The following is a 16,828-nucleotide window of genomic DNA, read 5'->3' as shown; positions in this document are numbered from 1 at the left end:
CATGCAAGACAAAACCTTGACCGGTGGCCAGGCGCTGGTGCGTCTGCTGGCCAACTACGGTGTCGATACCGTGTTCGGCATTCCCGGCGTGCACACCCTTGAGCTGTATCGCGGCCTGCCCGGTAGCGGCATTCGCCACGTGCTGACCCGCCATGAACAGGGCGCCAGTTTCATGGCCGACGGCTATGCCCGGGTCAGTGGCAAACCCGGGGTGTGCTTCGTCATCACCGGCCCCGGCGTGACCAACGCCGCCACCGGTATCGGCCAGGCCTATGCCGACTCGATTCCAATGCTGGTGATTTCCAGCGTCAACCACACCGCCAGCCTCGGCAAGGGCTGGGGCATCCTGCACGAGTGCCAGGACCAGCGCGCCATGACCGCGCCGATCACCGCGTTCTCCGCCGTCGCCTTGACCGCCGAAGACCTGCCGCAATTGATCGCCCGTGCCTATGCAGTGTTCGACAGCGAGCGTCCACGGCCGGTGCATATTTCGGTGCCGCTGGACGTGTTGTCGGCACCCGTGGCGCGAGACTGGAGCAATGACGTGGTGCGTCGTCCGGGGCGTGGTCCGGCGTCCGCCACTGCACTGGATCAAGCCGTGGCCAAGCTCAACGGCGCAAAACGTCCGATGATCATCGCCGGTGGTGGTGCCTTGAATGCGGCGAAAGAACTGAATGAACTCAGCACTCGACTGGCCGCGCCGCTGTTCACCAGCGTTGCCGGCAAGGGCCTGTTGCCACCCGACGCGTCGCTCAATGCCGGTTCGTCCCTGTGCGTAGAGCCGGGCTGGAACTTGATCGCCGAAGCCGACGTGGTGCTGGCGGTCGGCACCGAAATGGCCGATACCGATTACTGGCGCGAGCGCCTGCCGCTCAACGCTGAACTCCTGCGTGTGGATATCGATCCGCGCAAATTCAACGATTTCTACCCCTGTACGGTGGCGTTGCAGGGTGATGCACAACAAACCCTCAGCGGTTTGCTGGAGCGTCTGCCAAACGATGTACGGGATGCCAGCGCAGCGGTTGCCTCGGTCGCCGCATTGCATGAAGCGGTCAAGGCCAGCCATGGCTCGTTGCAGTTGATCCATCAAGCCATCCTTGATCGCATCGCTGCCGAACTGCCGCAAGACGCCTTCATCAGTACCGACATGACCCAGCTGGCCTACACCGGCAACTACGCCTTCGCCAGCCAGGCCACCCGCAGCTGGTTGCACCCGACCGGTTACGGCACCTTGGGCTACGGCTTGCCGGCCGGTATCGGCGCCAAGTTCGGTGCACCGCAACGGCCAGGCCTGGTGCTGGTGGGCGATGGCGGTTTCCTCTACACCGCGCAGGAACTGGCCACCGCGGTCGAGGAGCTGGATAGCCCGCTGGTGGTGCTGCTGTGGAACAACGACGCCCTGGGGCAGATCCGCGACGACATGCTTGGCCTGGACATCGAGCCGATCGGCGTACTGCCGCGCAATCCGGATTTCGCCGCCCTTGGCCGCGCCTTCGGTTGCACCGTGACCCAGCCGCAGAACCTCGCGGAACTGCAAACCGACCTGCGCCTGGGCTTCAAGCGCAACGGGGTCACCCTGATCGAACTCAAGCACGCCTGCGTTCGCTGACGTTCAACTTTTTAGAGGGAGTAGGGCCATGCGCTTTTCCGATCTGACGCAACGAATCGCCGGTGACGGCGCCGCCGCCTGGGATATTCACTACCGCGCGCTGGCATTGCGCGAGCAGGGCGAAGACATCCTGCTGCTGTCCGTGGGCGACCCGGATTTCGACACGCCACAACCCATCGTCCAGGGGGCGATCGATAGCCTGCTGGCCGGCAACACCCATTACGCTGATGTACGCGGCAAGCGCGCTTTGCGCGAAGCCATCGCCCGGCGTCATCAGAAGCGCAGCGGCCAGGTCGTTTCGGCCGATGAGGTCACGGTGCTGGCCGGGGCGCAATGCGCGTTGTTCTGCGTCGCCCAGTGCGTGCTCAATCCCGGCGATGAAGTGATAGTCGCCGAGCCGATGTACGTCACTTACGAAGCGGTGTTCGGCGCATGCGGCGCCAAGGTCGTGCCGGTGCCGGTGCGTCCCGAGAACGGTTTCCGGGTACTGCCGGAAGACGTCGCCGCCCGCATCACCCCGCGTACCCGTGCACTGGCGCTGAACAGTCCGCACAACCCGTCGGGCGCGAGCCTGCCGCGCAGCACCTGGCAAGCCTTGGCGGAACTGTGCATCGCCCACGACCTGTGGCTGATTTCCGATGAGGTCTACAGCGAGCTGCTGTTCGAGGGCGAACACGTCAGCCCGGCGAGCCTGCCGGGCATGGCCGAGCGCACCGCGACCCTCAACAGCCTGTCGAAATCCCACGCCATGACCGGTTGGCGCGTCGGTTGGGTGGTGGCGTCGCCGTCCCTGACCGCGCACCTGGAAAACCTCGCGCTGTGCATGCTCTACGGCTCGCCCGACTTCGTCCAGGACGCCGCCGTGGTGGCGCTGGAAAGCAACTTGCCGGAACTGGACGCCATGCGCGAAGCCTATCGCCAGCGCCGCGACCTGGTGTGTGAATCCCTGGCCGATTGCCCGGGCGTGCGCGCCCTGAAGCCCGATGGCGGGATGTTCGTGATGGTCGATATCCGCGAAACCGGGCTCAGCGCCCAGGCATTTGCCGACCGTCTGCTCGATCGCCACGGTGTTTCGGTACTGGCCGGTGAAGCCTTCGGGCCGAGTGCGGCCGGGCACATTCGCCTCGGCCTGGTGGTCGGCGCCGGTCCGCTGCGCGATGCCTGTCAGCGCATCGCCCGTTGTGCCCATGAACTGATGGAGGCTCAGCTGCATGCTTAACCACAAGGCACTGTTTATCGATGGCCGCTGGATTACCCCGTCGGGCCAGGGCATCGCCGAGGTGATCAACCCGGCCACCGAAGAAGTCGCCGGCAGCGTGCCCCTGGGCGACGAACGCGATGTCGACAACGCCGTGGCCGCCGCACGCAAGGCCTTTGGTCCATGGTCGCGCACGCCGTCGAGCGTGCGTGCCGGCTACATCCGCGCGCTGGCAGAACAACTGCGCGCCCGCGCCGATGAAATGGCCGCGGTGATCACCACTGAGCTGGGCATGCCGGTGCAATGGTGCCGCTCGGTGCAGGTGGACGGGCCGATCGTTGGCCTGGAGCAGTACGTCGAACTCGCCGGCCTGATGGACGAAGTGCGCGAAGTCGGCAACTCGCTGGTGATTCGCGAGGCGGTGGGCGTCTGCGCGTTCATCAATCCGTGGAATTACCCGCTGCACCAGTTGATCGGCAAACTCGCGCCGGCCCTGGCCGCCGGGTGCACGGTGGTGGTCAAGCCGAGTCAGGAAACGCCGCTGCATGCCTTCCTGCTGGCGCAGATGATCGAGGACATCGGCCTGCCGGCCGGGGTGTTCAACCTGGTCAGCGGGCCCGGTTCGAAAGTTGGCGAAGCGTTGGCCAAACACCCGGATGTGGACATGGTGTCGTTCACCGGTTCCACCGGCGCCGGGGTGCGGGTCGCGCAAGCGGCTGCGCCTTCGGTCAAGCGGGTGTGCCTGGAACTGGGCGGCAAGTCGCCGCTGCTGATTGCCGAGGACGCCGACCTGGCTGCCGCCGTGCGTTATGGCGTGCAGGACGTGATGATCAACTCCGGCCAGACCTGCACGGCGCTGACGCGCATGCTGCTCCCGGCCAGTCGGTATGCCGAGGCCGTCGAACTGGCGTTGGCAGAAACCTTGAGCCTGCGCATGGGCGATCCCCTCGACCCGCAAAGTTTTCTCGGCCCGATGTGTTCGGCCGGCCAGCGCCGTACCGTGCTCGATTACATCAAGGTCGGCCAGGAGGAAGGCGCGCGGCTTCTGTGCGGCGGCGACTCGTCCGCGGCGTTCGAACGGGGTTATTACGTCAGCCCGACGCTGTTCGCCGATGTCGACAACCGCATGCGCATCGCCCAGGAAGAGATCTTCGGCCCGGTACTGTGCCTGATCCCCTATGCCGATGAGGTGCAGGCGATCCAGCTCGCCAACGACTCGCCGTTCGGCCTGTCCAGCGGCGTCTGGGCCGGCAGTGCCGAACGAGCCCTGCAATTGGGCCGGCAACTGCGGGCGGGCCAGTGCTTTGTCAATGGCGCGGCATTCAATTACCAGGCGCCTTTCGGCGGCTACAAACAATCCGGTAACGGACGTGAATGGGGGGAAGAGGGCCTCAACGAATTCGTCGAAGTGAAGGCGATCCAGGTGTGACTGTTGGCGATTCAAAGGTTATGCGCACCGGGCCTTGGCCCGGTGTCTTGCGTGGTGTTGAACCGGTATTCCATTAGTTTTTGATCAGGGGCAATGCAATGAGCGATAACAAAAACAAGATTACTCAAGCGAACCAAGAATTCAGTTTCCCGCGCAGAGACTTCCTGAAGTACAGCGCGGCAGCTGCGGCGGTGGCCGGAGCGTTCTCCATGGGCCTGCCGTTTGGCGCCATGGCCGCCGAGTCGACACCGAAACCCGGCGGCGTGCTGCGCCTGGGCCTGGCGGGTGCCAGCACCACCGACTCGAAAGACCCCGGCTCCTGGGTCGACACCTTCACCTTCGTCGGCTTCTCGGCGATCTATAACACCCTGACTGAAATCGCCGTAGACGGCTCGGCCATCCCCGAACTGGCTGAAAGCTGGACCTCAACCCCCGACGCACGCGTCTGGACCTTCAAGTTGCGCCAGGGTGTGACCTTCCACAACGGCAAGACCCTGACCGCCGACGATGTGGTCGCCTCGATCCAGCATCACCTCGGAGAAAAATCCAGCTCGGCGGCCAAGACCGTGTTGGGCGATGTGGCCAAGGTCAGCGCCAACGGCAGTGACAGCGTGGTGTTCGAGCTGCATTCGGGCAATGCCGACTTCACCTACGTGGTCGCCGATTACCATCTGGTGATCATGCCGAGCAAGGACGGCGTGCCGGACTGGCAAGCCGGCGTCGGCACCGGCGGTTATCGTCTCAAGGACTTCGAGCCGGGTGTGCGCATGACCCTGGAACGCAGCCCGGATTACTGGAAAGCCGGGCGGGCGCACTTCGCTGGCGCCGAGCTGGTCGCGATCGGCGATGGCGCCGCGCGAATCAACGCGTTGGTCACGGGCCAGGTAGACGTGATCAACAAGGTCGACCTCAAGACCGTGGCGCTGCTCAAGCGCAACCCGAACCTGGTGATCGAAGAAACCAAAGGCGCCCAGCACTACACCTTCCCGATGCTCACCGATAGCCAGGTGTTCCAGAACAACGATGTGCGCCTGGCGATGAAGCACGCGATCAACCGCGAAACCCTGCTGGCGTCGGTGCTGTACGGCTATGGCCTGGTGGGCAACGATCACCCGATCCAGCCCGGCAGCCGCTTCATCAACACGGCGCTGGAGCAACGTACCTACGATCCGGACAAGGCGCGCTTTCACCTGAAGCAGGCCGGCCTGGATTCGCTCAAGGTCCGCCTGCAGGCCTCCGACGCGGCGTACACCGGGGCAGTCGATGCCTCAGTGCTGTTCAAGGAGCAGGCCCGTGCGGCGGGGATCGACATCGACGTGGTGCGCGAGCCGGCCGACGGTTTCTTCTCCAACGTCTGGATGAAGCAACCCTTCACCACCTCGTTCTGGTACAGCAGCCTGACCGCCGACCGCATGTTCAGCATCGGCTACGCCAAGGGCGCGGCATGGAACGAAACCCATTGGGACAACCCGCGTTTCAACCAACTGCTCAACGCCGCCCGGGGCGAAATGAACGAGCCGCTGCGCCGCGAGATGTACAACGAAATGCAGGCGCTGTGCCGCGATGACGGCGGGGCGATCGTGCCGTTGTTCGCAAGCTCGGTGGCGGCGCGTTCGAACAAGGTGGCACACGGCGGACAGACCGCGCCTTACGGTGAGCTCGACGGTTTGCGCGTCATCGAGCGCTGGTGGCAGGCGTAATTCCAAGATCCCTGTAGGAGCTGGCTTGCCAGCGAAGGCGTCGGTACAGGCAACATTGATGTTGGATGACCTACCGCTTTCGCTGGCAAGCCAGCTCCTACAGGGGGAATTCGCAGAATTCGAAGACGTGCCCATTTCAAGGAACCGCACGATGAGAAGTATTTTCAAGCTATTAGGGCAGCGCCTGGCATTAGGCCTGTTATCGCTGTTCGCCGTTTCAGTCATCATCTTCCTCGCCGTCGGCCTGCTCCCGGGCGATATCGCCCAGGCCATGCTCGGCCAGTCCGCCACCCCGGAAACCGTGGCGGCCTACCGTGCGCAACTGGGCCTGGACCTGCCGCCCCTGACCCGTTTCGGTCACTGGATCTGGCAATTGCTGCACGGTGACCTGGGCGTGTCGCTGGCCAACCAGCGGCCGATCGCCGATCTGGTCGGCAATCGCCTGGGCAACACCTTCAGCCTGGCCTTGCTGGCGGCCATGGTCTCGGTGCCGCTGGCCTTATTGCTGGGGATGCTCGCGGCCTTGTATCGCAACAGCTGGTTCGACCGCCTGCTCAACACCTCGGCCCTGAGCGCGGTGTCGTTCCCCGAGTTCTTCGTCGCCTACATCCTGATCCTGGTGTTCGCGGTGAAGCTCAACTGGTTCCCGAGCATTTCCAATCTCTCGCCGAACGCCTCGCTGGGCGAGGTACTGGAGCGCTCGGTGCTGCCGGTGGCGACCCTGAGCCTGGTGGTGATCGCGCAGATGATGCGCATGACCCGCGCCTCGCTGATCAACCTGCTGGCCAGCCCCTACATCGAAATGGCCCGGCTCAAGGGCATCAGCCAGTCGCGGATCATTTTCCGCCATGCCTTGCCCAATGCGCTGGCACCGATCGTCAACGTGGTGGCGCTGAACCTGGCGTACCTGGTGGTCGGCGTGGTGGTGGTCGAGGTGGTGTTTGTCTATCCGGGCCTCGGCCAGTTGCTGGTGGACTCGGTGGCCAAGCGCGACATCCCGGTGGTGCAGGCCTGCAGCCTGATCTTTGCCGCGACTTACATCCTGCTCAATACCAGCGCCGACGTGCTGTCGATTGCCAGCAACCCACGTCTGATGCATCCAAAGGGGTAGACCATGAGCCTGCTTAAAACTTTGCTCCGGGCGCCGCTGAGTGCGCAGTTCGGCTTGCTGGTGATCGTTGTGTACATCCTGGTGGCGTTGTTTGCCCCGGTCCTCGCACCGTTTGGCGAAACCCAGGTGGTGGGCGAGGGCTTCGCACCGTGGGGTGGGCAGTTCCTGCTGGGCACCGATAACCTGGGACGCGACATGTTCAGCCGCCTGGTCTATGGCGCGCGCAACACCTTGGGCATTGCCTTCCTGACCACGGTGCTGGCGTTCCTGTTGGGCGGCACCTGCGGCCTGATTGCGGCGATCAAGGGCGGTGCGATCGACCAGGGGCTGTCGCGGGTGGTGGACATCCTGATGGCCATTCCACAACTGATTTTTGCCTTGCTGATTCTCAGTGTGGTCGGCACCAACGCGACGTCGCTGGTGCTGGTGATCGCGCTGCTGGATGCGACCCGGGTGTTTCGCCTGTCCCGCGCCGTTGCGATGAACGTGGTGGTGCAGGACTTCGTCGAGGCTGCGCGCCTGCGCGGTGAAGGCCTGTACTGGCTGGTGACCCGCGAGGTACTGCCCAACGCGGCGGCGCCGCTGATTGCCGAATTCGGCCTGCGGTTCTGCTTCGTGTTCCTGTTCATCAGTGCGCTGTCGTTCCTCGGCCTGGGCATCCAGCCGCCCACCGCCGACTGGGGCAGCATGGTGCGCGACAACGCCGTGTTGATCACTTTCGGCGACATCAGTCCATTACTGCCCGCCCTGGCCGTGGCGCTGATCACGGTCAGCGTCAACTTCGTCGTCGACTGGATGCTGCACAAATCCAGCGGCCTCAAGGAATGCTGAACATGACGACCTCCAAACCCTTGCTGGAAATCCGCAACCTGCACATCGAAGGCCACTACGAGGACGCCTGGCATCCGTTGATCAAGGGCATCGACTTGACCCTGCAACGCGGTGAGGTGCTGGGGCTGATCGGCGAATCGGGGGCGGGCAAATCGACCCTCGGCCTGTCCGCCATGGGCTATACCCGCGACGGCTGCAAGATTACCGGCGGTACCGTGCATTTCGACGGCATCGACCTGCTCAAGGCCAGGCCCGAAGCCCTGCGCAAGTTGCGCGGTTTGCGCATCGCCTACGTCGCGCAAAGTGCCGCGGCTTCGTTCAATCCGGCTCACCGCCTGATCGATCAACATGTCGAGACGGCGGTGAAAAACGGCGGCATCAGCCGCGAACAGGCCATGCGCGAGGCTGTGGAGTTGTATCGCGTGCTGCGCTTGCCCAACCCCGAACAGATCGGCCAGCGTTACCCGCATCAGGTCTCCGGCGGCCAGTTGCAGCGGGTCATGACTGCCATGGCGATGGCCTGCCACCCGGACCTGATCATCTTCGACGAACCGACCACCGCCCTCGACGTCACCACCCAGATCGAGGTGCTGGCAGCGATTCGCGATGCGGTGAAGACCTACGGCAGTGCGGCGATCTACATCAGCCACGACCTCGCGGTGGTGGCGCAGATGGCCGACCGCATCATGGTGCTGCGCCATGGCAAGCTGGTGGAAGAGGCCGAGACCCGCAAGATGCTCGGTGACCCGCAGGAGGACTACACCAAGTCGTTATGGGCGGTGCGCAGTTTCCGCACCGAACCCAAGGCGTTGCCACAGCAGGAGCAACCGCTTCTGGAGTTGCGCCAGAGTTGCGCCAGTTACGGTCATCAACCGGTGCTGCACGACGTTTCCTTGAAGCTGTATCGTGGCCAGACCCTGGCGGTCATCGGCGAATCCGGCAGCGGCAAAAGCTCCACCGCGCGACTGATTACCGGCTTGCTGCCGCCTACTTACGGCGAGGTGCTGTATGACGGCCAACTGCTGCCAGCGGACTTCCGCCAACGCAGCAAGGAGCAACTGCGGCGCATCCAGATGATTTATCAGATCCCCGACACGGCGCTGAACCCACGCCAGCGCATCGTCGACATCATCGGCCGGCCGCTGACCTTTTATCTCGGGCTCAAGGGCAAAGCCATGCGTGCGCGGGTCGCCGAGCTGCTGGAAATGATTGAGCTGGACCCGGCGACCTTCATGGAGCGTCAGCCCCGTGAATTGTCCGGCGGGCAGAAACAGCGGATCTGCATTGCCCGGGCCCTGGCGGCCGATCCGCAGCTGATCATCTGCGACGAAGTCACCTCGGCCCTCGATCAGCTGGTGGCCGAAGGCGTGCTCAAGCTGCTCAACCGCATTCAGCAACAGCTCGGCGTGGCCTACCTGTTCATCACCCATGACGTTGCCACCGTGCGGGCGATCGCCGACGAAGTGCTGGTGATGCAACGGGGCAGGGTGGTGGATCATGGCTCGCGCAGTGCTATTTTCACCCCACCGCATCAGGACTACACCGGATTGCTGTTTTCCTCCGAACCGCAAATGGACCCCGACTGGCTCGACCGCTTGCTGGCCAGCCGTGCTACCCCGAATTCAAACCCTACGCTGGAAAAAGTCTAAGGAATTACCATGAAAGTACTGATTGTCCACGCTCACCCAGAGCCCCAATCGTTCACCGCCGCCTTGCGCGACCAGGCGATTGCCACCCTCCAAGCCCAGGGCCACGAAGTGCAGGTCAGCGACCTGTACAAAATGAACTGGAACCCGGTGGCCAGCGCCGATGACTTCTCCTCGCGGGAAAATCCCGAGTACCTGGTCTACGCCCTGGAACAACGCCTGGGGGTGAAAAGCCAGTCCCTGGCCGCGGACATCCAGGCGGAACTGGACAAGCTGCTGTGGGCCGACCTGTTGATCCTCAACTTCCCGATCTTCTGGTTCTCCACCCCGGCGATACTCAAGGGCTGGATTGACCGGGTACTGGTATCCGGGATTTGCTATGGCGGCAAGCGTTTCTATGATCAGGGCGGGCTCGCCGGCAAAAAAGCGTTGGTCACAGTGACCTTGGGTGGCCGTGAACACATGTTCGGTGAAGAGGCGATCCATGGTCCGTTGGAGGACATGCTGCGGCCGATCCTGCGCGGGACGTTGGCCTATGTCGGCTTCGACGTGCTGGAACCATTCGTGGCCTGGCATGTGCCGTACATCAGCGACGAGGCGCGCCAGCAATTCCTTGCCGATTACGACCAGCGCCTGCAACAACTGAGCGACGACCAGCCCCTGGTGTTTCCGAAACTGTCGCAGTTCGACGAACAGCTGTATCCGCTGCCGTCGAAAGCCTGATCAGCGCCACAATACCTGTAGGAGCAAGCTTGCTCGCGATGAGGCCATCAGCTTCACCACCTGAGCTGACTGACCCGCCGCCATCGCCAGCAGGCTTCCACAGTTTGATCTCCGTCGTACGCAAATCCTGCAGCCACCACAGATCCCCTGTGGGAGCCAGCCTGCTGGCGATGAGGCCATCAGCTTCACCACCTGAGTTGACTGACCCGACGCCATCGCCAGCAGGCTGGCTCCCACAGTTTGATCTCCGTCGTACGCAAATCCTGCAGCCACCACAGATCCCCTGTGGGAGCCAGCCTGCTGGCGATGAGGCCATCAGCTTCACCACCTGAGTTGACTGACCCGACGCCATCGCCAGCAGGCTGGCTCCTACAGTTCGGTTGCGTTGGGTTCAAATCCCCGCAGCATTGTTCTGAATACGCAAACACTGAAGTCGCCGAGAATGGAATTGTTGGTGCAGTGGCGGGCTTGTAGCCTCCATTACGCCGAACACCACGATCCGCCAACGACCGGGTGGAGCACCAGCGTGGGCTCACCAAGACGCATACCTTGCTTTAGGCCTCCCCTTCGGTGTGGTCCGTTGGAGGACATGTTTCGGCCGATTTTGCGCGGGACGTTGGTGTATGTCGGATTCGACGCACTGCAGCCGTTTGTGGCGTGGCATGTGCCGTACATCAGCGATGAGGCGCGCCAGCAATTTCTGGTCGATTACGACCAGCGGTTGCAACAGCTGAGTGATGATCCGCCGCTGGTGTTTCCGAAGCTTTCGCAGTTTGACGGGTTGTTGACCATTGTGTAAGACAACCGCTACAGATGCCAATGCCTGATCTAATCGATCTGTCGATCGCTCCCACGCCTGGGAACGATCGACAGGTTTTTACTCGACCTTAATAAGTTTACCAATAAGCGAAAAATTCTCTTGCTCTTGGGTTATCGTTCGCGGACATTCTAAAGTATTTATTCATAAGCCCTGCCCTAGCCGAACGTACGTCAGCGAGGCGATCTAAATCGACCTGTCTACGAATTTTGAAATTAGCTACCATTGTTAGCTGTTCAGGGTTTAAACCTTCCGTGTTAATGCCGCTCCTAGCGAATTTTCTTCGCCCCGTAATAACGTCCTGATAAAGGCCATCTGCGGTTATACTACGGATCTTTGGTGGGCGAAACCCAATAGGGAACTCGGTGTCCTTGAGTTCTGGAGTTTTCAGGACAACACTCATCGCTCGCTGTTTTAAACTTGTATGCTTTGATAATGGTGCATAAAAATTCATCTCGGCATCTGCATCAAGGGATTTAGACAGTCTTGTTTTGATTTCGACTTCTTCTAGCAGATTTTTTTCTATGATTTTTTTCGCGCGTAGAGCTTTTGAAGCTTTTGTTCGAGAGAACATTTTAAAGGAGTGGTCCTGGATTTCAACTTTCTTTTTGAAGAACGCTCTTAAAAAAGCAGTAGCCGATCTCCCATTTCGATCGATTTTGTTTGCAGGATCTCCTGAACAATACCCATAAGAGTTCAATCCACCTTCTCCGAACGGGCTCCAACCATCCGGACTATTGAACCGCATTAACTTCGTATTAAATACGCGATAACCGTTACCCAAAAAATAGTTCTCGGTCACCGCATCCGGCCGTTCTCCGTTGAATCCCAGCAAACTGGTCAGTGCGTTTTCTACAAGGCGATGTCCGTAAGGAGAATAGGCAATGTGTTGCGGTTGCTGGTTCCTCGTGAGCGTGTGCAGCACCGAGCGTTGCAGGTCTGTGGCCAACAGGGTGGTATCGAGCCCAGTGTTGTGGCGCAGTTGCTGGGCCAGCAGCCATTCATCGTGCTGGACTATAGAGTGCCCGATTGCACCCTGAACCTCGGTAACCAGTCGATTTTTGCAGTAAAAGCGATGACGTTCCGGGTTGCCTAACTGAGTGTGGCTGGTCAGTTGGTCCAGTGGATCGTAGCTATAGCGGATGAGCCAGGGTTGCTGTGGGTTGGACATTGGGCGCTCCGAACTTTCAAAAGTCTGGGAGGCTTGAGTATCAGAGGATTTTTCGGATGCGGGAACTAACAGAACTGATAGGTGAAAACCTGTGTAGACCAGAAAACACGGTGGGAACCAGCCTGCTGGCGATGGGGGCATCAGCTTCAACATCCAGGTTGACTGACCTGCGCCATCGCCAGCAGGCTGGCTCCCACAGTTTGATTTGCGTTGGGTTCAAATCCCCGCAGCATTGTTCTGAACACGCAAACACTGAAGTTGCCTAGAATGGAATTGCTGGTGTAGAGGAGGGCTGAACTACACTCTCTCAGGGTGAATCATGCCCATCAGGAGATCATCATGAAAAGGTTGTCACCCATCGGCCTGTGCGTCGCACTGTCGTTGTTCAGTGCCCAGGGATGGACCCAGACGGTAGTACCGCTGAAGGGCCAGACTTCGCAACAGACCCAACTGGATATCAATGAATGCAACAGCATCGCCGCCAGTAGTGCATCGACCACCTCGACACCCTCGGGCGGACGGGTCAAGGGCGCCGCCGTGGGCGCTGCGGCCGGTGCGGCCGGGGCCCAGGTGCGCGGGCGTCAGCATGACGAGTTTTATGATCGAGTCGATGACGATAACAAGCAGGACTACCGACAGGACCGCGCCAAGCAAACGGCGGCGGCAGGTGTTGTGGTCGGCGGTTCGCGCCAGCGCCAGGAGCGCCGGGAGCAGGAGAAAACCAACGCCGCGACCACTTCGACGGCCTATACCAGTTGCTTGCAGGGCAAGGGGTATCAGGTCAATCCATGATCATGTCGAGCCTGTAGGGGCGAGGCTGGTGTTCTGCCGCTGATCCAGCCAATACCCCATCAGGCAGGCATACAGCGTCACGGCGATGAAGAGCCCCATGCGCACCGCAAACGCGGTGTAGACGTCCTTGCCCGCCAGGCTGTCCTGCACCGATTGCCCGAGCAGGATAATCAGGGTGACCAAGGTGTTGAGCCAGAAGCCCGGGCTAAACCGCCCCGGGCTCAGGCCATAGAGCTTGCGCGCCAGGATCAGGGCGAACAGCAGCATCCACAGGAAGAACATCCACAGGTGCACAAAGACCGTCAGTGCGCTCCAGAACGCAATGGCCAACAGGCCGCCCAGCAAGGTCGAGCCAATCAGCTCGCGGGCGGCATCGCGGGCGTTGGTGGTGGAGCTCTGCTGGCCCAGGCTCACGGCCTTGAGCACGATCGGCATGTAGCTGGCGGGGTCGATCAGGGCCAGCAGAAACGTCGGCATTACGATCAGGGTTGCGCGTAACGCCACCCGGTCGACGTTTTCAGTGGATAGAGCCGGGGCGGGTGGGGGCGTCGGGGTATTGGCCGGTTCGGGGAACAGCCAGTGACTCACCCTACCGATCAGGACCGCCAGGAGCAAGCCGCTGGTCAGCGCCTTGATCACCGTCGCCGCCAGGCCGAAGTCGGCGACTCCGGCTGCGGGGATCATGGTCAGGCCGATCACCAGGAATGTCACCACCAGGTTGTTGCCGCCCCGTTGGCCGTATCTAAAGACCGCCAGCAGGCCTAGGCCGATCAGCAGCACGCCGCTGAAGGCGTAATAACGCAGCAGGGGGATCAGCAGCAGGCCGATGCCGGTGGTCAGCATCGCAGTCAGTGCAAGCACCAGGGTGGCCTTGAACGGCAACGGGCGATTGATGCTGACCAGCAACAATGCCCCCAGCACCGGCGCCAGGAACGGGATCGGCATCCCCAGGCCAAAACTCACTGCCAGGCACAACGCAGTGCCACTGGCCAGGCGCAGCGCGCGCTGCACCCTCGGCGAACGCTTAGTAGGCATACGAGAGCCAGCTCATCAGCCACAGGAACAACCGACCCAGCGGATTAAGCACGTTGCCTTCGGAAGGGAAGGCCATGACTTCGGCCTGGCCACCGGAGCGGATCGCGCGGTTGTCCTTGAGCATCGACAAGGATTCGGCCGAGAACTCGATGATCACCGGAAAACGCTGGGCGGGGCGCAGCCAATCACGGCTGTTCTGCACCGTCGGCAGGCTGCCGGGAGCGGCCGGGGTGCCCACGCTGACCCCGTAGCCGACGCTGCGCACGCGGCCCTGGAACACTTCGCCGGGCAGCGCATCGAGGGCAATGGACACCGGGGTCTCGGGCCTGACCAGGGCGAGGTTGTTCTCGGTCATGTCGGCGCTGATCCAGACATCGTGGATTGCAATCAGGGTCATGACCGGGTTGCCGGCCGCGGCGAACTGGCCGACGTCGGTGCGCAGGTCGGTGATCAACCCGGCCGAACGGGCGCGGATCTGCGTGTTGGACAGATCCAGTTCGGCTTTCGACAGGGCAGTGGCTGCACTGCGCAGCAAGGCGTTGTCTTCCTCTTTACCACCTTCCTGCTCCTTCGCACGCTGGACTTCAGCGCGGGCAGCGGCGACCTGGCTGGTGGCCGCTTCGCGGGCGGCGCGGGAAACCTCCAGCAGGCGTACGGAAACGGTCCCGGGGTCTTCACGGTACAAGCCTTCAAGCCGCTGGTTATCCTGCTTCGCCTTGAGTTCGTTGGCTTGTGCCGCGCGCAGACTGGCTTGGGCCGAGGCGATACCGGCGGTGCTGGCACCGATCTGCCGGCGGGTGGATTCCAAGTCGGCACGCGCACGGTCAACGGCGATCTGGTAGGGCTGCGGGTCCACCTCGAAAATCACCTCGCCAGCCTTCACGTCCTGGTTATTGCGCACATTGACGCGGATCACCCGGCCGGCGACTTCCGCCGCCACCGGAATCACGAACGCGCCCACCCGTGCCTGCTGGGTGTACGGTGTGAAACGGTCAGCCAACAGGTACCAGGCCAGGCTGAAAACGATCAGCAGTAACACCCACTTGATGCCTTTTTTCGCGGGATCGGCGGCAGGCTGCGCTGGCTGAGGGGAGGGCGCGGCTTCAGTCATGGTTTTTTCACCTGAGTGGGCAAGGGGGAGGCTGGCTGCTCAGGCACAGGGTCTTTGAGCAGGTCGCCCCAGTCAGTCCGTTGTTCCATTTGCTGGCGCGTGGCGGCATCGACCCTGGGCTGGGCGCTGTACCAACCGCCGCCCAACGCCTTGTACAGGGCAATCACATTGCTCACCGCATCGCCACGGCTGACCAGGTAATTGTCCTGGAGTTCGAGCAGCGCGCGCTGGGCGTCCAGCACCCGCTGGAAGTCCGAATAACCTTCGCGGTACAGCGTGTTGGCCAGGGCCAGCGAACGTTGTGCGGCGCTTTCGGCCTCGCGCAGGATGCGTTCGCGCTGCAGGGAGCGGGTCAGGCCGTTGGCGGCGTCATCCGCTTCGCGTGCAGCCTGGCGCACCTTGTCGCGATAGGCTTCGATCAATTGCTGCAAGCGCGCATCCTGCACGCGTATGTTGTTGGCGATGCGGCCATAGTCGAACACGTTCCAGCGCAGGCTCGGCCCGCCAATCAGGTCGAGGCTGCGGGAGGTTGCGCTCAAGGAGTCGGTGGACCAGACGATGCTGCCCAGCAACGTCAGGGCCGGGTAGTAATCGGTTTCGGCCACCCCGACCAGCGCCGACTGCGCCGCGACATTCAGCTCGGCTGCGCGCACATCGGGCCGGCGCAGCAGCAGGTTGGCCGGCACATCCTGCAGCACGGCGCGATCCACCAGCGGGATCAACCGGGTGTTGTCGACCACCAGTGGCAGCGCACCGGGTGCCTGGCCGATCAACACGGCCAACGCATTGCGGGTGCGATGGAGCTGATCTTCCAGAAGGGGGATGGTGCTCAACGTGCCCAGGTATTGGGTCTTGGCTTGTTGCAGGTCGAGTTCGGCGGTCTGGCCGCTGTTGAACAGCTTCTCGGTGATCTCGTAGTTGCGATGTTGCTGCTTGGCGTTTGCATTGGCGACGCGCAGGCGCGCCTCGGTGGTGCGCAGGAAAAAATAGCTGTCGGCGACTTGCGCCCGCAGCAGGACCAGCACGTCGTCGTAGTTGGCTTCAGACGCGAAATAGCTGGCATCGGCAGCCTCGATGGCACGGGCGAAGCGACCCCAGAAGTCCAGCTCCCAACCGACATCGAACCCGGCGCTGTGTTGCCATAAATGGCTGTCCACCGGGTTATCCCCGCCGGACTGATGGCGGTCGATGTACACGCTGTCAGCGGCGATCTGTTGCAGCTGCGGGTAGCGCCCGCTCTCGGCGATGCCCAATTGTGCGCGGGCTTCCATCACCCGCAGGCCGGCGATCTTCAGGCTGGAGTTGTGCGCGTCCGACTCGGCAATCAGGCGGTCGAGCACCGGGTCGGCGAAGATCTGCCACCACTGGCGGATGTCCGGGTACTGCGCGCGTTGACTGGCGTGTTCAAGGGCCGGGGTGTTCCAGTGGTCGACCCAGGGTTCGCCGGGCGGCTGGAAGTCCGGACCCAGCCGAACGCACCCGCCAAGGACCGCTACCCCAAGCAGCAGCAGTCGACCATGCCGCATCCGTGTGGATGTACCTGATTGCATTGGGTGTTTTCCAACCAAAGGACATCACAGCAGCATAGCCGTCTGTATGCCTTCTGCATGGGCCTGAAGAGTCGGTACGCAAAAACGTCGCGACTGTCGCAAAAA

Annotated in this window: 13 protein-coding genes and 1 pseudogene; 10 read left to right on the top strand and 4 right to left on the bottom strand. The window is 62.2% G+C overall.

What is annotated here, in order from left to right:
* Position 1: 1 nt before the first annotated feature.
* From NPS56_RS17465 to NPS56_RS17425, 9 genes and pseudogenes are all read left to right on the top strand, one after another.
* Complete coding sequence (locus NPS56_RS17465) at positions 2–1,609, top strand: 5-guanidino-2-oxopentanoate decarboxylase (RefSeq protein ID WP_274075744.1); 1,608 nt, start codon at positions 2–4, stop codon at positions 1,607–1,609.
* 28 nt (positions 1,610–1,637) lie between these two features.
* A complete protein-coding gene (locus NPS56_RS17460) occupies positions 1,638–2,828 on the top strand; it encodes a pyridoxal phosphate-dependent aminotransferase (RefSeq protein ID WP_274075743.1) in 1,191 nt (396 codons plus the stop codon).
* Positions 2,821–4,236 (top strand): aldehyde dehydrogenase family protein, encoded by a 1,416-nt coding sequence (locus NPS56_RS17455; RefSeq protein ID WP_274075742.1) that lies wholly within the window; start codon positions 2,821–2,823, stop codon positions 4,234–4,236. The genes NPS56_RS17460 and NPS56_RS17455 overlap by 8 nt, the downstream gene beginning before the upstream one ends.
* Positions 4,237–4,334: 98 nt before the next feature.
* Positions 4,335–5,936 carry an ABC transporter substrate-binding protein gene (locus NPS56_RS17450; protein WP_274075741.1) on the top strand — a complete coding sequence of 534 codons (1,602 nt, stop codon included), beginning with the start codon at positions 4,335–4,337 and terminating at the stop codon, positions 5,934–5,936.
* A gap of 151 nt (positions 5,937–6,087) precedes the next feature.
* Positions 6,088–7,047, top strand: coding sequence for an ABC transporter permease (locus NPS56_RS17445; RefSeq protein ID WP_274075740.1), 960 nt, complete (start codon positions 6,088–6,090; stop codon positions 7,045–7,047).
* A 3-nt stretch (positions 7,048–7,050) separates the two neighbouring features.
* Complete coding sequence (locus NPS56_RS17440) at positions 7,051–7,878, top strand: ABC transporter permease (RefSeq protein ID WP_274075739.1); 828 nt, start codon at positions 7,051–7,053, stop codon at positions 7,876–7,878.
* A 2-nt stretch (positions 7,879–7,880) separates the two neighbouring features.
* Positions 7,881–9,527, top strand: a complete 1,647-nt coding sequence (locus tag NPS56_RS17435; RefSeq protein ID WP_274075738.1) for an ABC transporter ATP-binding protein — start codon at positions 7,881–7,883, stop codon at positions 9,525–9,527.
* A gap of 9 nt (positions 9,528–9,536) precedes the next feature.
* On the top strand, positions 9,537–10,247 hold the full coding sequence (locus NPS56_RS17430) for an NAD(P)H-dependent oxidoreductase (RefSeq protein ID WP_274075737.1): 711 nt from the start codon (positions 9,537–9,539) through the stop codon (positions 10,245–10,247).
* 574 nt (positions 10,248–10,821) lie between these two features.
* Positions 10,822–11,046: pseudogene (locus NPS56_RS17425) on the top strand (NAD(P)H-dependent oxidoreductase); the annotation flags it as partial.
* A 97-nt stretch (positions 11,047–11,143) separates the two neighbouring features.
* On the opposite strand, the gene NPS56_RS17420 reads toward NPS56_RS17425, so the two are convergent.
* Positions 11,144–12,235 carry an RHS repeat-associated core domain-containing protein gene (locus NPS56_RS17420; RefSeq protein ID WP_274075736.1) on the bottom strand — a complete coding sequence of 364 codons (1,092 nt, stop codon included), beginning with the start codon at positions 12,233–12,235 and terminating at the stop codon, positions 11,144–11,146.
* 339 nt (positions 12,236–12,574) lie between these two features.
* Here NPS56_RS17420 and NPS56_RS17415 point away from each other — a divergent pair, with 339 nt between their 5' ends.
* Positions 12,575–13,027, top strand: coding sequence for a YMGG-like glycine zipper-containing protein (locus NPS56_RS17415; RefSeq protein WP_274075735.1), 453 nt, complete (start codon positions 12,575–12,577; stop codon positions 13,025–13,027).
* Here the strand turns inward: NPS56_RS17415 and NPS56_RS17410 are convergent, their stop codons facing one another.
* Genes NPS56_RS17410 through NPS56_RS17400 form a run of 3 tightly spaced genes read right to left on the bottom strand, consistent with a single transcriptional unit; the run spans position 13,028 to position 16,723 of the window.
* On the bottom strand, positions 13,028–14,062 hold the full coding sequence (locus NPS56_RS17410) for a DUF2955 domain-containing protein (protein WP_274075734.1): 1,035 nt from the start codon (positions 14,060–14,062) through the stop codon (positions 13,028–13,030).
* Complete coding sequence (locus tag NPS56_RS17405; protein ID WP_274075733.1) at positions 14,052–15,173, bottom strand: HlyD family secretion protein; 1,122 nt, start codon at positions 15,171–15,173, stop codon at positions 14,052–14,054. The genes NPS56_RS17410 and NPS56_RS17405 overlap by 11 nt, the downstream gene beginning before the upstream one ends.
* Positions 15,170–16,723 carry an efflux transporter outer membrane subunit gene (locus NPS56_RS17400; RefSeq protein ID WP_274075732.1) on the bottom strand — a complete coding sequence of 518 codons (1,554 nt, stop codon included), beginning with the start codon at positions 16,721–16,723 and terminating at the stop codon, positions 15,170–15,172. The genes NPS56_RS17405 and NPS56_RS17400 overlap by 4 nt, the downstream gene beginning before the upstream one ends.
* Positions 16,724–16,828: the final 105 nt, after the last annotated feature.

The organism is Pseudomonas putida, from assembly GCF_028682635.1.
Lineage (GTDB): Bacteria > Pseudomonadota > Gammaproteobacteria > Pseudomonadales > Pseudomonadaceae > Aquipseudomonas > Aquipseudomonas putida_AE.
Note: the sequence above shows the minus strand (reverse complement) of the source record. Positions and strands in the feature narration are given on the sequence as shown.